We start from the raw sequence: 16,073 nt of genomic DNA, 5'->3' as shown, positions 1-16,073 counted from the left end.
GAATTTATAATAAACGTGATCTATGTTTATGTAGTAACTTGTTCCCTTTTTTCGTATCTTCTTTCCTTGAAGAACAGAAATCCACGTACTTATGGTAATAATAGCTGATGTTATGCTTAAGTAATTTTTCTATGCATATCTCCCGTTTGTCGGGAACTTCGTAGAGCAGGATAATAAAACGGTCGTCGGATAATCGATTCACTGTAAGATTTGTTATCCTTGCAAAGGACTCACTTATTAAAGAGAAGAAATTATGGATATCATTGACCGTTTGAAAGGCCTTCGCCGCAATCTTCCTATCGGAATACAGAGTTTTGAAAGACTCCGTCGTGACGGTTATTTATATGTTGATAAAACAGCATTTGTCTACGAACTAGCCTCCACGGGCAATCCGTATTTCCTGAGTCGCCCGCATCGTTTTGGCAAAAGTTTGTTGCTTTCCACACTGGAAGTGTATTTTTGTGGAAAGAAAGAACTTTTTGAAGGACTAGCCATCGAGCAGTATGAAACTGAATGGAACGAGCACACTGTACTGCATCTTGATTTCAATTTCAATGCTGAGGATTACTCTGATATTGAAGGACTGAAAAATGGACTTGAATTGTAACTATGTAGTTGGGAGAGCTGATGGATGCCGCATGGTGAAAATAGGCGCGGAGTTCAGCAAGGAAGAACGCAACTTGAGTCGCTGGCTGGTGGAGGAAGGATAAATATGACGTATGTCCCATTTTTAATAATTGCATTGGCCTCGATGAGTATAAATTCCATCAAATAGAGAAAAAAGTGCATAGAATAATGAAATAATATGCAGCTTTCGGACATATTTCTGCATCTAAATAATCATTATATGCATTATAACAAGCAATGGTAAGCGTCTTCCCTTTAAATGAAACCCTGCCTTGGTTTTAAACCAACGGACCGTTGGTCGGTGAGGGAGCGTTCATTTCTTTAAAAGAATGGAGTAAAACCTCTTTTTGAGCGCTACTTTGTGCTAGAAACCTCTTTTTTATGGATAAGTTTAAACTGTTAATATGAAATCCGTTTTTCGTATCTACTGTTCTTCGTGAATGAAATTATGACTGGACTGCATCTTATTGCTGCATCATGACCCTTATTGTTTTTCTTTCGATAATTGCTGATGGAAATTGCAGCCGATTTTATCTTTGTACCTCTGCTTTCACTGCATATTCTGTGTTATTTGCTTGTATGATGTTCATTATCTCATCTATAGGTCTATTTTTAATATTCCTAAGAAACAAAATAGATGTTAATTCGGCTCTTGCTCCGTGAACTAATAATTCATATTGTATGTTGTTTAAAGTGAATAACGAAATAAATGATGAACTAAAAAGTTAGGCATGAGCAAATAAAACATTTCTAATGATTTAGCAAATGAAACATTACAATTTAAAACGTATGATTATGAAGAAATCTATTATTCTATTAGCTATGGTATTGGGCGCATTTACAGCAAAAGCCCAATCTGTTGTAGAAGGTACAAAGTTTGCAGATAATTGGTCTGTAGAAGTAAATGCAGGTGCAATCACTCCTCTCACTCACAGCGCTTTCTTTAAGAATGCACGTCCGGCTTTCGGAGTTGGTCTTTCCAAACAGTTGACTCCTGTCTTCGGTTTAGGATTTCAGGGTATGGGGTATATCAATACCACTCCAAGTAAAACAGCTTTTGATGCCTCAGATGTCAGCCTGTTGGGTAAAGTGAATCTGATGAACCTGTTTGCTGGTTACAACGGCACTCCTCGTTTGTTTGAAGTGGAGGCAGTAGCCGGTGCGGGATGGTTACATTATTATGTGAATGGTGATGGCGACCAGAACTCATGGTCAACCCGTTTCGGATTGAATCTGAACTTTAATCTAGGCGAAAGCAAGGCCTGGACATTGGGACTGAAACCTGCCATCGTATATGATATGCAAGGGGACTTTAATCAGGCAAAGAGCCGTTTCAATGCCAATAATGCAGCATTTGAACTGACTGCCGGACTGACTTATCACTTCAAGAGCAGTACAGGAAACCGTTACTTCACCGAAGTAAGAGTTTACAATCAGGGTGAAATCGACGATTTGAATGCTTCTATCAATGCTCTCCGCGGACAAGTGAACAATAAGGACGGCGAACTCAACAGCGCCAACCAAAAAATCAGCGGATTGCAGCAAGAACTGGAAGAATGCCGTACCAAGGTCGTTCCGGTGGAGACTGTAGTGAAAACTGCCCGTGTTCCTGAATCTATCATTACTTTCAGACAGGGTAAATCATCGGTTGATGCTTCACAGTTGCCGAATGTGGAACGCGTAGCTTCTTATCTGAAGAAATATGCTGATGCAAAAGTAGTCATCAAGGGGTATGCTTCTCCGGAAGGTAGTGCTGAAGTCAATGCAAGAATTGCCGCTGCACGTGCGGAAGCCGTAAAGACTATTCTGGTCAATAAATACAAGATCAATGCTTCTCGTATCACTGCCGAAGGTCAGGGCGTAGGTGACATGTTTACCGAACCGGATTGGAATCGTGTAAGTATATGTACGATTGAAGACTAAAAACAAGAGATGTAAATAGAATGGTGAGGGCTGCTCCGTAAAAGGGCAGCCCTTGCTGTATATATTCATTTATGCCCTTCTGTTTGTGAATAAGTAATAGTAATATCTGTCGTCCAGACAGGAGGTGATAGCAGAAAATCGGGCAAAGTCATTGTTTGTCTGTCTAAAGTGACTACTTTTGGCAAACCATACTATTAAGGTATGGCCGAAGATGATGAAAGAGCAGAATATACCCCAAGACAGTTTGATAGCCGGCTATCTTCCGGCAGATTATTGCGATTCTTTTTCAAGGAACGTAGTCAGTGAAAAAGCAATCACTTCCGACGAGTTCTTTGATATGGCTTTTAATCACTCTCCGGGCTGGGTGAATGGGTTGATGAAGTTAAGGAATGCGATAGTCAAACCGTTAGGTCTGGAAGTTGGTATGCGCTTTGCCGATACGATATGTGAGCAGAATGCACAGGAAGTTGTTTTCGGTATGCCCGATAAACACCTGACGTTTCATGCTTCATTATGGTGTGGAGAGAAGGAGCCCGGCGGGCAGACGTTTACAATCACGACCGTTGTAAAGTTCAATAACCGACTGGGCCGGTTGTACTTCTTCTTTATTCGTCCTTTTCATAAAGTCATCATCCGTTCTATGCTGAAAAGGGTAGCAAAACGATTGAAATAAAACAGCTTATGGATATAAATGATATCATAGACTCTATTTACAAGTTGCCGGATGCCTCAAAGGAGGCTTTACTGAGTGATGCTCCCGAAGTAGCCTATCCTAAAGGCTTCCATCTGTTCCGGGCAAATCATAAAAACTCTAAGTTCTATCTGATGAAGAAAGGGATGCTGCATGCCTATACCTATCAGTCGGATAAGAAGGTTACCTTCTGGTTCGGGAAAGAAGGGGATGCAATCTTCCCTCTGCAAACTCTTCATGATAATCGGGCAGGATATGAGAATATTGAACTTTTGGAAGACAGTGTCCTGTATGAACTCAGTGTCGATAAATTGCACAATCTCTATCTGGAAGATATACATATAGCCAACTGGGGACGGAAGTTTTCCGAGAGAGAATGCATCAAATCGGAAAAGTTGTTTATATCAAGGCAATTCAAAACTTCATTGGAGAGGTATCAGGAACTGATATCCGAATATCCCGATATACTTCAACGTGTGCCATTGGGTATTATAGCTTCCTATTTAGGCATCTCACAGGTCAATCTAAGCAGAATCCGTGCGAAGATAAGATGATTTTTTAAACTTTGTAAAATCCCTTTTTTACAAATGTAAAATGAAGGGCGCCGGAAATTCATGACCTTTGCAATCAAAAAAAAGAAGTGTTATGAATTGGATTCTTTTGATTTTGGCAGGATGCCTTGAATTGGTCTTTACTTTCTGTCTGGGAAAAATAAACAGAGTAGTAGGAGCAGAGAAATATATGTGGTCATTCGGACTGCTGATATCCCTGTGTGTCAGTATGCTCCTTCTGATAAGGGTTACCAAAGCATTGCCCGTTGGTACGGCTTATGCTATATGGACCGGTATCGGTGCCGCCGGTACGGTGCTGATCGGTATCTTTTTCTTTAAAGAGCCGGCAAGCTGGGGCAGAATTTTCTTCATCTTCACATTGATTTGCTCCATTGTAGGTCTGAAATTGGTATCACATTGATACCTTATGGTATCATAAAAAAATAATTATCGATTATAATTTGGTAGTTATGAAAACAAAGCCCATATTTGCACCCCAAAAATAGGGACAGGCATAGAAAATCCTCATCGGAGGGTGCTATAATAGATAATTATAGTGCTGGATAAGATGAATGGTGTGAATCATTCAGCTTGTCCGGCACTTTTTTATTTTGTAACAAGTAAGATAAGAGGAGTAAGTATTGAAAAACTATGAAGGAGTTAAATTTGACACAAGGGAGTGTTCCGAAAGTATTACTGCAATTTGCGGTTCCTTTTCTGATTGCCAATGTGCTTCAGGCACTTTATGGCGGGGCCGACCTTTTTGTGGTGGGACAATACGATGATTCTGCAAGTGTGGCGGCTGTAGCCATCGGCAGTCAGGTGATGCAGACAATCACGGGGATTATTCTTGGCATTACGACAGGAACAACCGTTTTGATTGCCATCGCTACCGGAGCAAAGGATGACAAGAAAGTAGCTTTCACCATCGGTTCGTCTGTATGGTTGTTTTCAATAATCGGGGTGCTGCTTACTTTGGTCATGGTGGTTTTTCATGGTCGGATAGCAGAGTTAATGCATACGCCGATAGAGGCGATGGCGGATACGAAAAGTTACATCCTTGTATGTTCGGCCGGGATATTGTTTATAGTAGGATATAACGTCGTATGCGGTATTTTGCGCGGGTTGGGAGACTCCAAGACGCCGCTTTATTTTGTAGCGCTGGCGTGTGTGATTAATATTGTACTCGATTTTATACTGGTAGGATATTTCCATTTGGGAGCCACAGGAGCGGCAGTTGCCACCATAACGGCGCAGGGAGTCAGCTTCATGATCTCTCTTTGGTTCTTATATCGGCACGGATTTCATTTTGAGTTTACCCGGAAAGATATCCGGCTGAACCGGAACCTGGCCAAGAAAGTCATGACATTGGGAGCGCCTATTGCGTTGCAGGATGCGCTGATCAATATCTCGTTTCTGATCATCACCGTTATAGTCAATCAGATGGGAGTGATCGCATCGGCTTCTTTGGGTGTCGTAGAGAAAATTATAGTGTTTGCCATGCTGCCTCCGATGGCAATCTCATCGGCAGTAGCGACGATGACGGCACAGAACTACGGAGCCGGACTTATACAACGGATGAACCGCTGTCTGGCTTCGGGGATAGGAATTGCATTTGTTTTCGGTGTATCGGTTTGTGTGTATTCACAATTCCTGCCGGAAACGCTTACCGCGTTCTTTACCAAAGATGCGGCGGTGGTATCAATGGCGGCGGAGTATCTGCGGGGATATAGTATCGACTGTATCGTTGTAAGTTTTGTGTTCTGTATAAACTCTTACTTCAGCGGACAGGGAAATTCATTGTTCCCGATGATTCACAGTCTGATAGCGACTTTCCTGTTCCGGATTCCGTTGTCGTACTGGTTTAGTCAGATAGACAGTTCTTCCTTGTTTATCATGGGCTTTGCACCACCTCTTTCAACAGTGGTTTCATTGTTGATCTGTATCTGGTATTTAAGATATACCCGGAAGAAAGTTTATTTGAAAGGCACCATGATGCCTGCTATGTCGAATTAGGTGTTTTAAGTGGATATATTAACTAAAATCAATTTGTATGGAAGCTTATTTGAAGAAACTCTGTTTTGAGTATCAGGTTGAAGAAAAGGAAGTGAAAGAGCTGTTGGCTCGCATGGAAAGAGTGTATCTGGATAAAGGAGAAACGATTGCTTCTGCTACAATGCCCGAGCAGAGCTTGTACATTATCGTTTCCGGTATCCTGCATACATTTACTACCCAGCAGGGAGAGGACAAAACCGTCAGATTCCTGTCCGAAGGTGACGCTATATTGTGCTACAATACAAGTAAGCATTCTGTCAAAACACTGACAAGGTGTGTGGCCTATTACATCAGCGAAGATGAGATCGAGGAATTGTGTGCAACGTCCATCACGTTTTCCAATCTGATTCGTCAGATGATGGAATATCAGTTTTACCTTAAAGAGGAAATGAGTGTGAATGCACGTAAACTGACGATCAGGGAAAGATACCTTTCTTTATTATCAGAAATTCCCGATATTCTGTACAGAGTCCCTTTGAAGTACATTACTTATTATTTAGGGGCCGATGTGACAAGTCTGGGATATCTGGCCGGAAGCTGTAAATAAGAAATGTCTCATTCTCTATATTTGAAGATATTCCTTGTTGAATAGTCTATTCTTACCCCGGTGCTTCTCAAAACCGGAAAGTCTTTGGATCATTTGATAAGGAATATTATTTTTGTAATTGAAATGAAAAATCTGATTCCCCGATATACTTTCTATAAGAATAAGTATGGAAGTGAACTTTTGATAGATGTCGTCGAACTGAAATACGTAAAGAAGTTCCTCTCTCAGAGTTCTGTCCACACGCTGACTTACTATGATATCACGTTTGTCACAGAAGGGGAGGGCAAGTTTTCGATAGATAATCAGACTAACGAGGCGGCTTCCCGTGATGTGTTTTTCTCTAAACCGGGAGAGATTCGGAACTGGGATACCCGCCACATAGTCAATGGTTATGCTTTGATCTTTGAAGATGAGTTTTTATCTTCTCTTTTTAAGGATTCTCTCTTTGTGCAGCATCTTTCATTCTTCCAGTCGGGAAAGACATCATCCAAATTACAGTTGCCGGATGAACTTTATATGCGTATCCTTCAGATATTGCACAATATTAAAACGGAGATTGATTCGTACAGACAGAATGATGTGTATGTATTAAGGGCATTACTTTATGAAGTCCTGATGTTGTTGGACCGGGAATATAAGAAAGTGAATATGGAAGAAGAAACTACATCCAAAGAGGTTGGTAATATCCATATTGACAAATTTATGAAGTTGGTTGAGAGCCATCTGAAAGAGCAGCATTCTGTTCAATATTATGCGGATAAACTTTGTATTACCCCGAATTATCTGAATGAGATTGTAACCTCTACAAAAGGGATTAGTGCGAAGCAATATATCCGGAATAAAGTAATGGATGAGGCTAAGAGACTGCTTACTTATACAGATTTCCCTATATCGGATATTGCGTTTGAACTTCATTTCTCAACTGTCTCTTATTTTATCCGTAGCTTCCGGCAATATACTGGAACAACGCCATTACTTTATCGAAGAACGCATAAACCGTAAAAAGTGATATTTCTCCCTTTCTTTCTGTTGCACTGATTGTCTTCTATATCCCTACTTTCGCATCAGATAATAACCAATTAAAATTATTGAACGATGAGAGATGCGGAAAAAACAGTAGGGAACATGATTGATAAGCTGAAAACGGCCTTTATCGGTTCCATAGACAGTGAAGGATTTCCTAATATGAAAGCTATGTTGCAACCCCGAAAGAGGGAAGGGATAAAGACGATTTATCTGACTACAAATACTTCGTCAATGCGTGTGGCCCAATATCGTGAGAACAATCATGCCTGTATTTACTTTTGTGATACGCGGTTCTTTAGAGGGGTGATGCTGCGCGGTACTATGGAAGTGCTGACCGATCCTGCCAGTAAAGAGATGATATGGCAGGAAGGGGATACGATGTATTATCCCGAAGGAGTGACAGACCCCGATTATTGTGTTTTAAAATTTACAGCGATTTCCGGAAGGTTTTACAGTAACTTTAAGTCGGAAAGTTTCACTGTTGAATAGATTTTTTTCTCATGTAGGATATGCTATTTCTTAGATAAGCGGTATGAAAGGGAGAGGTTGTGTCAAAACTCTGAAGTGCACCCCAAAAGTTTTTTATCCAACTTTTGGGGTGCACTTCACTCTTACATACTATTTCTTATTTGTACTATTTGAACTTGCTTTTTTCATAATTATACGGAATACTTGTACCTACAACTACATCTTCGATTTTGTCAATGATCAACCAGTCATCCATATTTCCTTGATGGTCAAAATCGTATGCAGGTTCAATCTTTTCTACATTGGAAAATTCTACTAGTATTAAGCATTTCTTATGCCAACGTTCTTTCTGCTTGTCTGTCAGATTGAGTTTAGGCTGATTATGAGCAAGGGTATCTATGATTTCTTCTTCTGTTAGTTTCAGATAGTTCTCGACATGAGTTACGGTGGCTTTGGCAGAAATTTTTTTAGAACCTTTCTGCATAAAATAGAGGGTTTCGCCTTCGTTTACCCGGCTGTGCGGGATTTTCCGTCCGGCTGCTCCGCGAACTACCATTGTTTTACTGCCATCAAGTATTTTGTTCAATACTTTACTCTTGTCATCACAATATACCAAGTGTACCATATTCTTTGGGGTTTGACTATTTTTATATCTTATTTTAATCGTCTGATAGTTGTTGAACTTAACCTCACTTTATTACTCCGGACAAAATCCGTTTTTATAAAACAGATAACTTTCTTCTATTGCTTCGGCTGTATCAGCTTCTAATGCATATAGTATTTCCCTGCAAAATTCCAGTTGTCCGGTTCCGTTAGCGGTTACGATCTTTCCATCTCTTACAGCCTGCTTATTGATGTAGTTCGAATCACCAGTATATTTCTCTCCGACATATTGTTTCAGATACTCGATTGTATTGCTCGTATGCTTTACGTCATTGAGGAATCCGTGTATACCAAGAAAAACGGAAGCATTGCATATTCCGCCAACCACTTTCTCATCTTTGATAGCTTTTTCTACCAGCGGGACTATCAATTCAGCTTCAGGTGAAAACCAGCTCATACCACCGATTAATATCAGACCTGCATAATCTTCCGGCATATCTTTCAAATCATAATCGGGCAATACTCTGAATCCCCCTATTGAAGAGACAGGCTCTTTGGTTATTGACAAGGTCTTCACTTTATAAGGAACAGGACTTCCGGGCATAACACCCTGATTCAGGCAGGCAGCTATAAACGCGCCTTCCCAGTCGGCAAACTCATTTAAGAGTACAAATATTACTTCTTTCATATATCATTCTATTTTCTTTATGTATGCAAAGGTGCTATTTTAAATTGAATAACACTGATGATGCAGTGAATTATTATCTTTTTTATATATGACTTGATAGGTCTGATGTCCGATGGCGGGTAACAGGATGTTTAAGATATCCGTTAGTCTTAGTCGTAGACTGCAGCTGTTAGAGATTTGGGTTTCGTGTAATGCATAAATAAAAAAGTCTTTGATTATCAATGTAATCAAAGACTTTTTTATTTTACTTTCTTAAGAAGCGGTGCGTACGGGACTCGAACCCGTGACCCCATGCGTGACAGGCATGTATTCTAACCAACTGAACTAACGCACCAAATATGAATAGACTAACTCATTTTATTTCTCTTTGCTTCTTACTTAAAAGAAGCGGTCCGGACGGGACTCGAACCCGCGACCCCATGCGTGACAGGCATGTATTCTAACCAACTGAACTACCGAACCAGAATTTCATTTTGTTAATCTGCATCTCTCTCGATTGCGGGTGCAAAGGTAGTTGTTTTTTGTAAATCTGCAAATGTTTTGATGAAACTTTTTTTCAATAAAAAGCAAGAAAAAAGCTTAGTGTCTCATTTTGAGTACTTTTATAATGAAAAAAAATATTAGTTTTTTCTTCAGTCAGGATGGTGACACTATCCGGTCGTCATAGTGACACTATCACGATGGGATAGTGTCATTATCCGGAAGCGATAGTGTCACTATCCTGAAGTTTGTCATCTTCTTCTTTGGAAATAGTCTTGGATATCTTTCTATCTGTAAGAAATCACCGTTTTTATATCAACTTTCTGCTTGAATAATTCGTAGTTTTGCAATAAATCGTTATTTTTGCGCACTAAAATTAGATAGGTGGAAGAATTTCCGCCCGGAATAGTAAATTAGTAAAAAGAATGATGACTACAGCCAAACTGTTATTGCACTGTCCCGACAAACCGGGAATCCTCGCGGAAGTGACAGACTTTATTACGGTAAACAAAGGAAATATTATCTATCTGGATCAGTATGTAGACCATGTGGAGAACATCTTCTTCATGCGTATAGAATGGGAATTGAAAGATTTTCTGGTTCCGCAGGAAAAGATTGAAGATTATTTCAGAACGCTATATGGGCAGAAGTATGAAATGGATTTCCGTCTTTATTTCTCGGATGTGAAACCGCGTATGGCTATATTCGTTTCTAAAATGTCTCATTGCCTGTTCGATATGTTGGCTCGCTACACGGCAGGAGAGTGGAACGTGGAGATACCTCTTATTATAAGCAACCATCCGGACTTGCAGCACGTGGCAGAGCGTTTCGGTATTCCTTTCTATTTGTTCCCCATCACCAAGGAGACCAAAGAAGAGCAGGAACGCAAAGAAATGGAATTGCTTGCCAAACATAAAATTACATTCATCGTGTTGGCACGTTATATGCAGGTGATTTCCGAACAGATGATCAATGCGTACCCGAATAAGATTATCAACATCCATCATTCCTTCCTACCGGCATTTGTAGGGGCAAAACCTTATCATGCCGCATTCCAGCGTGGAGTGAAAATTATCGGTGCGACCAGCCATTATGTAACGACTGAACTGGATGCAGGTCCGATCATCGAGCAGGATGTAGTACGCATTACACATAAGGACTCTATAGAAGATCTTGTAAATAAAGGAAAGGACTTGGAAAAGATTGTTCTTTCGCGTGCGGTACAAAAGCATATCGAACGTAAGATTTTGGCTTATAAAAATAAAACAGTAATATTTAGCTGATGAAAGTAGCAGTTGTAAAATACAATGCCGGAAATATCCGTTCTGTGGACTATGCTCTGAAGCGGTTGGGAGTAGAAGCGGTGATTACTGCCGATAAAGAAATACTTCAATCTGCCGATAAAGTGATTTTCCCCGGAGTAGGAGAGGCGGGAACTACCATGAATCACCTGAAAGCAACAGGGCTCGACGAGCTGATTAAGAATCTGCGTCAGCCTGTGTTCGGAATTTGTCTCGGTATGCAGTTGATGTGCCGACACTCCGAAGAAGGTGAGGTGGACTGCCTGAATATCTTTGATGTAGACGTGAAGCGTTTTGTTCCGCAGAAGCATGAAGATAAAGTGCCGCATATGGGCTGGAATACGATTGGCAAGACAAACAGTAAATTGTTCGAAGGATTCACCGAAGAAGAGTTTGTCTACTTTGTACACAGTTTCTATGTGCCGGTTTGTGACTTCACTGCTGCCGAAACCGATTATATCCATCCGTTCAGTGCGGCATTGCATAAAGATAACTTTTATGCCACCCAGTTCCATCCGGAGAAAAGCGGAAAGACAGGTGAAAGGATTCTGAGGAACTTTCTGGATCTCTAATAAACGTTGCAACAGTTTATAATAAACTCCACCATAGTTTATAATAAACTCGGTCATCGTTTATAATAAACTATTTCCGGCTTTTCGGAGAAGAAGAAAAGGACAGGCATAAGAAGATAGAGTAAACAGCTAAAATAGTAAATCGTAAATGATCAAATTGTATATAAACAGATGATAGAAATTATTCCAGCCATTGATATTATTGACGGGAAATGTGTACGCCTTTCTCAGGGAGATTACGATAGTAAGAAGGTATATAACGAAAATCCGGTGGAAGTAGCCAAGGAGTTTGAAGCGAACGGGGTTCGCAGGCTTCATGTGGTAGATCTGGACGGAGCTGCTTCTCACCACGTAGTTAACCATCGGGTATTGGAGCAGATTGCTACGCGTACCTCTTTAGTAGTAGATTTTGGCGGTGGAGTAAAGAGTGACGAAGATTTGAAAATAGCTTTTGAAAGCGGTGCTCAGATGGTGACAGGCGGAAGCGTTGCCGTGAAAGATCCGGAGCTGTTCTGCCATTGGCTGGAAGTATATGGCAGTGAGAAAATAATCCTCGGAGCAGACGTCAAGGAACATAAGATTGCTGTAAACGGCTGGAAAGACGAAAGCGCCTGCGAGCTTTTCCCATTTCTCGAAGACTATATAAATAAAGGTATTCAGAAAGTTATTTGTACTGATATTAGTTGTGATGGAATGCTGAAAGGTCCTTCTATAGATTTGTATAAAGAAATGCTGGAGAAGTTTCCGAATCTCTACCTGATGGCTAGTGGCGGAGTGAGCAATGTGGATGACATAATCGCCTTGAATGAAGCCGGAGTTCCCGGAGTCATTTTCGGTAAAGCATTGTACGAAGGGCATATAACATTGAAAGATTTGCGTATATTTTTATAATCAGGAGTGCTAAAATGAAAGGAAGCACCCTGTTATAATGAAAAATAAGGAAGCAGGTTCTCGGATTAGTAGAATCTAAATTGTCAAATAGTAAATAAGATAGAATTGTGTTAGCAAAAAGAATCATACCCTGTCTGGATATAAAAGACGGACAGACCGTAAAAGGAACGAACTTTGTCAATTTGCGCCAGGCCGGTGATCCGGTAGAGCTGGGGCGGGCTTACAGCGAACAAGGAGCAGATGAACTTGTGTTTCTGGATATTACTGCAAGTCATGAAGGACGTAAGACTTTCACGGAATTGGTAAAGCGGATTGCTGCCAATATCAATATCCCGTTTACCGTGGGCGGTGGCATCAATGAATTGAGCGATGTAGATCGCCTGCTGAATGCCGGAGCGGATAAGATCTCGATCAATTCTTCCGCCATTCGCAACCCTCAGCTGATTGATGACATTGCCAAGAACTTCGGTTCTCAGGTTTGCGTTCTGGCGGTAGATGCCAAGCAAACAGAAAACGGATGGAAGTGTTACCTGAACGGCGGGCGTATCGAAACCGATAAAGAATTGCTGGCATGGACCAAAGAGGCTCAGGAGCGTGGAGCAGGCGAAATCCTGTTTACGAGCATGAACCATGATGGGGTGAAGACCGGTTATGCGAACGAAGCGCTTGCTTCCTTGGCCGATCAACTCTCTATTCCCGTGATCGCTTCGGGCGGGGCAGGGCTGAAAGAACACTTCCGTGATGCTTTTTTAGTAGGAAAAGCAGATGCGGCGTTGGCTGCCAGCGTTTTTCATTTCGGAGAAATTAAAATTCCCGAATTAAAATCGTATCTTTGCGGCGAAGGAATAACCATCAGAGGGTGAGGCGGCATGGGCTCACACAAACGGTATAGTAAATTGAAATAGTAATTAGAACTTAATATAAGATGGAATTGGATTTCGATAAGATGAACGGACTTGTTCCGGCTATCATACAGGACAACGAGACACGCAAAGTCTTGATGCTGGGCTTCATGAACAAGGAGGCCTACGATAAAACGGTGGAAACCGGAAAAGTAACTTTCTTCAGCCGTACCAAAAATCGTCTTTGGACGAAAGGAGAAGAAAGCGGCAACTTCCTTCATGTGGTATCTATCAAAGCGGATTGTGACAACGATACCCTGTTGATCCAGGCAGATCCGGCAGGTCCTGTTTGTCATACAGGCACAGATACTTGCTGGGGTGAGAAAAACGAAGAACCGGTTATGTTCCTGAAAGCATTGCAGGATTTCATTGACAAACGTCACGAAGAAATGCCCCAAGGTTCTTACACCACCAGCCTGTTCGAATCCGGAATCAACAAGATCGCTCAGAAAGTAGGTGAGGAAGCTGTCGAAACAGTGATCGAAGCTACGAATGGAACAAACGAACGTCTGATCTATGAAGGAGCCGACCTGATTTATCACATGATTGTATTATTAACTTCAAAAGGCTATCGGATCGAAGACCTTGCACGCGAATTGCAGGAAAGACATAGCAGTACATGGAAGAAGCATTAATTCAATATAAAAACGTAGAAATCCATCAACAGGAACTCTGTGTACTGAGCGATGTCAATCTGGAATTGCACAAAGGAGAGTTCGTCTATCTGATCGGGAAGGTAGGTTCGGGGAAAACGAGCCTGCTCAAAACCTTTTACGGCGAACTGGACGTAATCGACGGCGAAGCGGAAGTGCTGGGTTATAATATGCGTTCAATCAAACGCAAGCATATCCCTCAGTTGAGAAGAAAGCTGGGAATTGTGTTTCAGGACTTTCAGCTGCTGACGGACCGTACCGTTTACAACAATCTGGAATTTGTGCTTCGTGCCACCGGCTGGAAGAACAAACGGGAAATTCAGGAAAGAATAGAGGAAGTGCTCGACCTCGTGGGAATGTCCAACAAAGGTTATAAACTCCCCAACGAACTTTCCGGCGGCGAACAGCAACGCATCGTGATCGCACGTGCCGTGCTCAATTCTCCGGCTATTATCCTGGCAGACGAGCCGACCGGAAATCTGGATGTGGAAACAGGCAAGTCCATCGTTGAATTGTTGCACAACATCTGCGAATCCGGTTCGTCGGTAGTGATGACAACGCACAATCTGCAATTGCTGAAAGAATATCCCGGCAGTGTATACCGCTGTTCCGAACATCGTATAACGGATGTGACGGACGAATACATGCCCAGACAGAGAACAATAGAAATAGATTTAAATATAGATAACTAAAACAGTAACGAAAATGAAAGTTTTAAAGTTTGGAGGAACTTCCGTGGGTTCTGCTCAGCGGATGAAGGAAGTAGCCAAATTGATTACCGATGGTGAACAGAAGATTGTTGTCCTTTCTGCAATGTCAGGAACAACAAATACATTGGTGGAAATTTCGGACTATCTGTATAAGAAGAATCCGGAGGGTGCCAACGAGATTATCAATAAGCTGGAATCAAAATATAAACAGCACGTTGATGAGCTTTTTGCAACTCAGGAATATAAACAGAAAGGTCTGGAAGTCATCAAGTCTCACTTCGACTACATCCGCTCCTATACTAAAGACCTTTTCACTTTGTTCGAAGAGAAAGTGGTTTTGGCACAGGGAGAGCTTATTTCTACGGCTATGGTCAACTTCTACCTGCAGGAATGCGGTGTGAAGTCCGTATTGCTTCCGGCTTTGGAATTCATGCGTACTGACAAGAACGCGGAACCGGACCCCGTATATATTAAGGAGAAACTGCAGACACAACTGGAATTGTATCCGGATATGGAGATTTACATCACACAAGGTTTCATCTGCCGCAATGCTTACGGTGAGATAGACAACCTGCAGCGTGGTGGCAGCGATTACACCGCATCCTTGATCGGTGCTGCCGTAAAGGCTTCCGAAATCCAGATATGGACGGACATCGACGGTATGCACAATAACGACCCGCGCATTGTGGACAAGACAGCTCCGGTTCGTCAGCTGCATTTCGAAGAAGCAGCCGAGCTGGCTTACTTCGGTGCAAAAATCCTGCACCCGACTTGCATCCAGCCTGCTAAATATGCCAATATACCTGTACGTCTGCTGAATACAATGGACCCGGATGCTCCCGGAACACTAATTTCTAATGACACGGAGAAAGGTAAGATTAAAGCCGTAGCTGCCAAAAACAATATTACAGCTATCAAGATCAAATCAAGCCGTATGTTGCTTGCTCATGGTTTCCTGCGTAAAGTATTCGAGATCTTTGAAAGTTATCAGACTTCTATTGACATGATCTGTACTTCAGAGGTCGGTGTATCTGTTACAATAGACAACACCAAGCATCTGAACGAGATTCTGGACGACCTGAAAAAATACGGTACTGTCACTGTTGACAAGGATATGTGTATTATCTGTGTAGTAGGTGACCTGGAATGGGAGAATGTCGGTTTCGAAGCTAAAGCGCTTGATGCGATGCGGGACATACCTGTGCGAATGATTTCCTTCGGAGGAAGTAACTACAATATTTCCTTCCTTATCCGGGATTGCGATAAGAAGACGGCGTTGCAGTCGCTGAGCGATATGCTTTTCAACAACAAATAATTCCACAAATAATACGAGCGCTTTTATTGATACTGATAAAAGCGCTCTTTTTAACTAACTAAACAAGTTT

At 41.6% G+C, this 16,073-nt stretch carries 17 protein-coding genes, 2 tRNA genes and 1 pseudogene; 16 read left to right on the top strand and 4 right to left on the bottom strand.

The features are described 5' to 3' along the window. Nucleotides 1-253: 253 nt before the first annotated feature. The 9 genes and pseudogenes from ACHLI0_RS05020 to ACHLI0_RS04980 all read left to right on the top strand — a co-directional run. Nucleotides 254-601, top strand: a pseudogene (locus ACHLI0_RS05020) (AAA family ATPase); the annotation flags it as partial. Nucleotides 602-1,416: 815 nt separating this feature from the next. Next, a complete protein-coding gene (locus ACHLI0_RS05015; protein ID WP_172461650.1) occupies nucleotides 1,417-2,550 on the top strand; it encodes an OmpA family protein in 1,134 nt (377 codons plus the stop codon). A gap of 211 nt (nucleotides 2,551-2,761) precedes the next feature. After that, nucleotides 2,762-3,223, top strand: coding sequence for a DUF2867 domain-containing protein (locus ACHLI0_RS05010; protein ID WP_008764899.1), 462 nt, complete (start codon nucleotides 2,762-2,764; stop codon nucleotides 3,221-3,223). Between the two features lie 8 nt (nucleotides 3,224-3,231). Continuing rightward, nucleotides 3,232-3,795 carry a Crp/Fnr family transcriptional regulator gene (locus ACHLI0_RS05005; RefSeq protein WP_008764900.1) on the top strand — a complete coding sequence of 188 codons (564 nt, stop codon included), beginning with the start codon at nucleotides 3,232-3,234 and terminating at the stop codon, nucleotides 3,793-3,795. 91 nt (nucleotides 3,796-3,886) lie between these two features. Further along, nucleotides 3,887-4,213: a DMT family transporter gene (locus tag ACHLI0_RS05000; protein ID WP_008764901.1), complete on the top strand. Its 327-nt coding sequence runs from the start codon at nucleotides 3,887-3,889 to the stop codon at nucleotides 4,211-4,213. A 230-nt stretch (nucleotides 4,214-4,443) separates the two neighbouring features. After that, complete coding sequence (locus ACHLI0_RS04995; protein WP_062694849.1) at nucleotides 4,444-5,808, top strand: MATE family efflux transporter; 1,365 nt, start codon at nucleotides 4,444-4,446, stop codon at nucleotides 5,806-5,808. Nucleotides 5,809-5,845: 37 nt separating this feature from the next. Continuing rightward, the gene (locus ACHLI0_RS04990; RefSeq protein WP_008764903.1) at nucleotides 5,846-6,394 is read left to right on the top strand and encodes a Crp/Fnr family transcriptional regulator; all 549 of its coding nucleotides are present in this window, start codon (nucleotides 5,846-5,848) and stop codon (nucleotides 6,392-6,394) included. Nucleotides 6,395-6,517: 123 nt separating this feature from the next. Next, entirely contained in the window at nucleotides 6,518-7,396 is an 879-nt protein-coding gene (locus ACHLI0_RS04985; protein WP_008764904.1) for a helix-turn-helix domain-containing protein, read from the top strand. Nucleotides 7,397-7,489: 93 nt separating this feature from the next. Next, entirely contained in the window at nucleotides 7,490-7,909 is a 420-nt protein-coding gene (locus ACHLI0_RS04980) for a pyridoxamine 5'-phosphate oxidase family protein (RefSeq protein ID WP_048697730.1), read from the top strand. 145 nt (nucleotides 7,910-8,054) lie between these two features. On the opposite strand, the gene ACHLI0_RS04975 is transcribed toward ACHLI0_RS04980, so the two are convergent. The 4 genes from ACHLI0_RS04975 to ACHLI0_RS04960 form a co-directional block, all read right to left on the bottom strand. After that, nucleotides 8,055-8,513 (bottom strand): hypothetical protein, encoded by a 459-nt coding sequence (locus ACHLI0_RS04975; protein ID WP_151210452.1) that lies wholly within the window; start codon nucleotides 8,511-8,513, stop codon nucleotides 8,055-8,057. Between the two features lie 72 nt (nucleotides 8,514-8,585). Further along, a complete protein-coding gene (locus ACHLI0_RS04970; protein ID WP_270300949.1) occupies nucleotides 8,586-9,179 on the bottom strand; it encodes a type 1 glutamine amidotransferase family protein in 594 nt (197 codons plus the stop codon). A gap of 260 nt (nucleotides 9,180-9,439) precedes the next feature. Next, nucleotides 9,440-9,513, bottom strand: a tRNA-Asp gene (locus ACHLI0_RS04965). Between the two features lie 54 nt (nucleotides 9,514-9,567). Then, nucleotides 9,568-9,641 (bottom strand) — tRNA-Asp (locus tag ACHLI0_RS04960). A 443-nt stretch (nucleotides 9,642-10,084) separates the two neighbouring features. Here ACHLI0_RS04960 and purU point away from each other — a divergent pair. The 7 genes from purU (at nucleotide 10,085) to ACHLI0_RS04925 (ending at nucleotide 16,003) form a co-directional block, all read left to right on the top strand. After that, nucleotides 10,085-10,942 carry a formyltetrahydrofolate deformylase gene (purU, locus tag ACHLI0_RS04955; protein WP_008762395.1) on the top strand — a complete coding sequence of 286 codons (858 nt, stop codon included), beginning with the start codon at nucleotides 10,085-10,087 and terminating at the stop codon, nucleotides 10,940-10,942. Continuing rightward, the gene (gene hisH / locus ACHLI0_RS04950) at nucleotides 10,942-11,532 is read left to right on the top strand and encodes an imidazole glycerol phosphate synthase subunit HisH (RefSeq protein ID WP_016267206.1); all 591 of its coding nucleotides are present in this window, start codon (nucleotides 10,942-10,944) and stop codon (nucleotides 11,530-11,532) included. Before purU ends, hisH begins: the two co-directional genes overlap by 1 nt. Before the next feature lie 171 nt (nucleotides 11,533-11,703). Beyond that, nucleotides 11,704-12,423, top strand: coding sequence for a 1-(5-phosphoribosyl)-5-[(5-phosphoribosylamino)methylideneamino]imidazole-4-carboxamide isomerase (gene hisA / locus ACHLI0_RS04945; protein ID WP_055299432.1), 720 nt, complete (start codon nucleotides 11,704-11,706; stop codon nucleotides 12,421-12,423). A 107-nt stretch (nucleotides 12,424-12,530) separates the two neighbouring features. Then, complete coding sequence (gene hisF / locus ACHLI0_RS04940) at nucleotides 12,531-13,286, top strand: imidazole glycerol phosphate synthase subunit HisF (protein ID WP_008762398.1); 756 nt, start codon at nucleotides 12,531-12,533, stop codon at nucleotides 13,284-13,286. A gap of 62 nt (nucleotides 13,287-13,348) precedes the next feature. Next, entirely contained in the window at nucleotides 13,349-13,960 is a 612-nt protein-coding gene (gene hisIE / locus ACHLI0_RS04935) for a bifunctional phosphoribosyl-AMP cyclohydrolase/phosphoribosyl-ATP diphosphatase HisIE (RefSeq protein ID WP_008762399.1), read from the top strand. Continuing rightward, the gene (locus tag ACHLI0_RS04930; protein ID WP_008762400.1) at nucleotides 13,945-14,670 is read left to right on the top strand and encodes a cell division ATP-binding protein FtsE; all 726 of its coding nucleotides are present in this window, start codon (nucleotides 13,945-13,947) and stop codon (nucleotides 14,668-14,670) included. Before hisIE ends, ACHLI0_RS04930 begins: the two co-directional genes overlap by 16 nt. 13 nt (nucleotides 14,671-14,683) lie before the next feature. Further along, a complete protein-coding gene (locus ACHLI0_RS04925) occupies nucleotides 14,684-16,003 on the top strand; it encodes an aspartate kinase (RefSeq protein WP_008764912.1) in 1,320 nt (439 codons plus the stop codon). The last annotated feature ends 70 nt before the right edge of the window (nucleotides 16,004-16,073 follow it).

The sequence above is a fragment of the Bacteroides sp. RCH18 genome (genome assembly GCF_058231005.1).
Note: the sequence above shows the minus strand (reverse complement) of the source record. Positions and strands in the feature narration are given on the sequence as shown.

What these genes read in the sequence shown, in the direction of transcription:
- ACHLI0_RS05015 (WP_172461650.1), top strand. Translation starts at nt 1,417, where the DNA reads ATGATTATGAAGAAATCTATTATTCTATTAGCTATGGTATTGGGCGCA.
- ACHLI0_RS05010 (WP_008764899.1), top strand. Translation starts at nt 2,762, where the DNA reads ATGATGAAAGAGCAGAATATACCCCAAGACAGTTTGATAGCCGGCTAT.
- ACHLI0_RS05005 (WP_008764900.1), top strand. Translation starts at nt 3,232, where the DNA reads ATGGATATAAATGATATCATAGACTCTATTTACAAGTTGCCGGATGCC.
- ACHLI0_RS05000 (WP_008764901.1), top strand. Translation starts at nt 3,887, where the DNA reads ATGAATTGGATTCTTTTGATTTTGGCAGGATGCCTTGAATTGGTCTTT.
- ACHLI0_RS04995 (WP_062694849.1), top strand. Translation starts at nt 4,444, where the DNA reads ATGAAGGAGTTAAATTTGACACAAGGGAGTGTTCCGAAAGTATTACTG.
- ACHLI0_RS04990 (WP_008764903.1), top strand. Translation starts at nt 5,846, where the DNA reads ATGGAAGCTTATTTGAAGAAACTCTGTTTTGAGTATCAGGTTGAAGAA.
- ACHLI0_RS04985 (WP_008764904.1), top strand. Translation starts at nt 6,518, where the DNA reads ATGAAAAATCTGATTCCCCGATATACTTTCTATAAGAATAAGTATGGA.
- ACHLI0_RS04980 (WP_048697730.1), top strand. Translation starts at nt 7,490, where the DNA reads ATGAGAGATGCGGAAAAAACAGTAGGGAACATGATTGATAAGCTGAAA.
- ACHLI0_RS04975 (WP_151210452.1), bottom strand. Translation starts at nt 8,513, where the DNA reads ATGGTACACTTGGTATATTGTGATGACAAGAGTAAAGTATTGAACAAA.
- ACHLI0_RS04970 (WP_270300949.1), bottom strand. Translation starts at nt 9,179, where the DNA reads ATGAAAGAAGTAATATTTGTACTCTTAAATGAGTTTGCCGACTGGGAA.
- purU (WP_008762395.1), top strand. Translation starts at nt 10,085, where the DNA reads ATGATGACTACAGCCAAACTGTTATTGCACTGTCCCGACAAACCGGGA.
- hisH (WP_016267206.1), top strand. Translation starts at nt 10,942, where the DNA reads ATGAAAGTAGCAGTTGTAAAATACAATGCCGGAAATATCCGTTCTGTG.
- hisA (WP_055299432.1), top strand. Translation starts at nt 11,704, where the DNA reads ATGATAGAAATTATTCCAGCCATTGATATTATTGACGGGAAATGTGTA.
- hisIE (WP_008762399.1), top strand. Translation starts at nt 13,349, where the DNA reads ATGGAATTGGATTTCGATAAGATGAACGGACTTGTTCCGGCTATCATA.
- ACHLI0_RS04930 (WP_008762400.1), top strand. Translation starts at nt 13,945, where the DNA reads ATGGAAGAAGCATTAATTCAATATAAAAACGTAGAAATCCATCAACAG.
- ACHLI0_RS04925 (WP_008764912.1), top strand. Translation starts at nt 14,684, where the DNA reads ATGAAAGTTTTAAAGTTTGGAGGAACTTCCGTGGGTTCTGCTCAGCGG.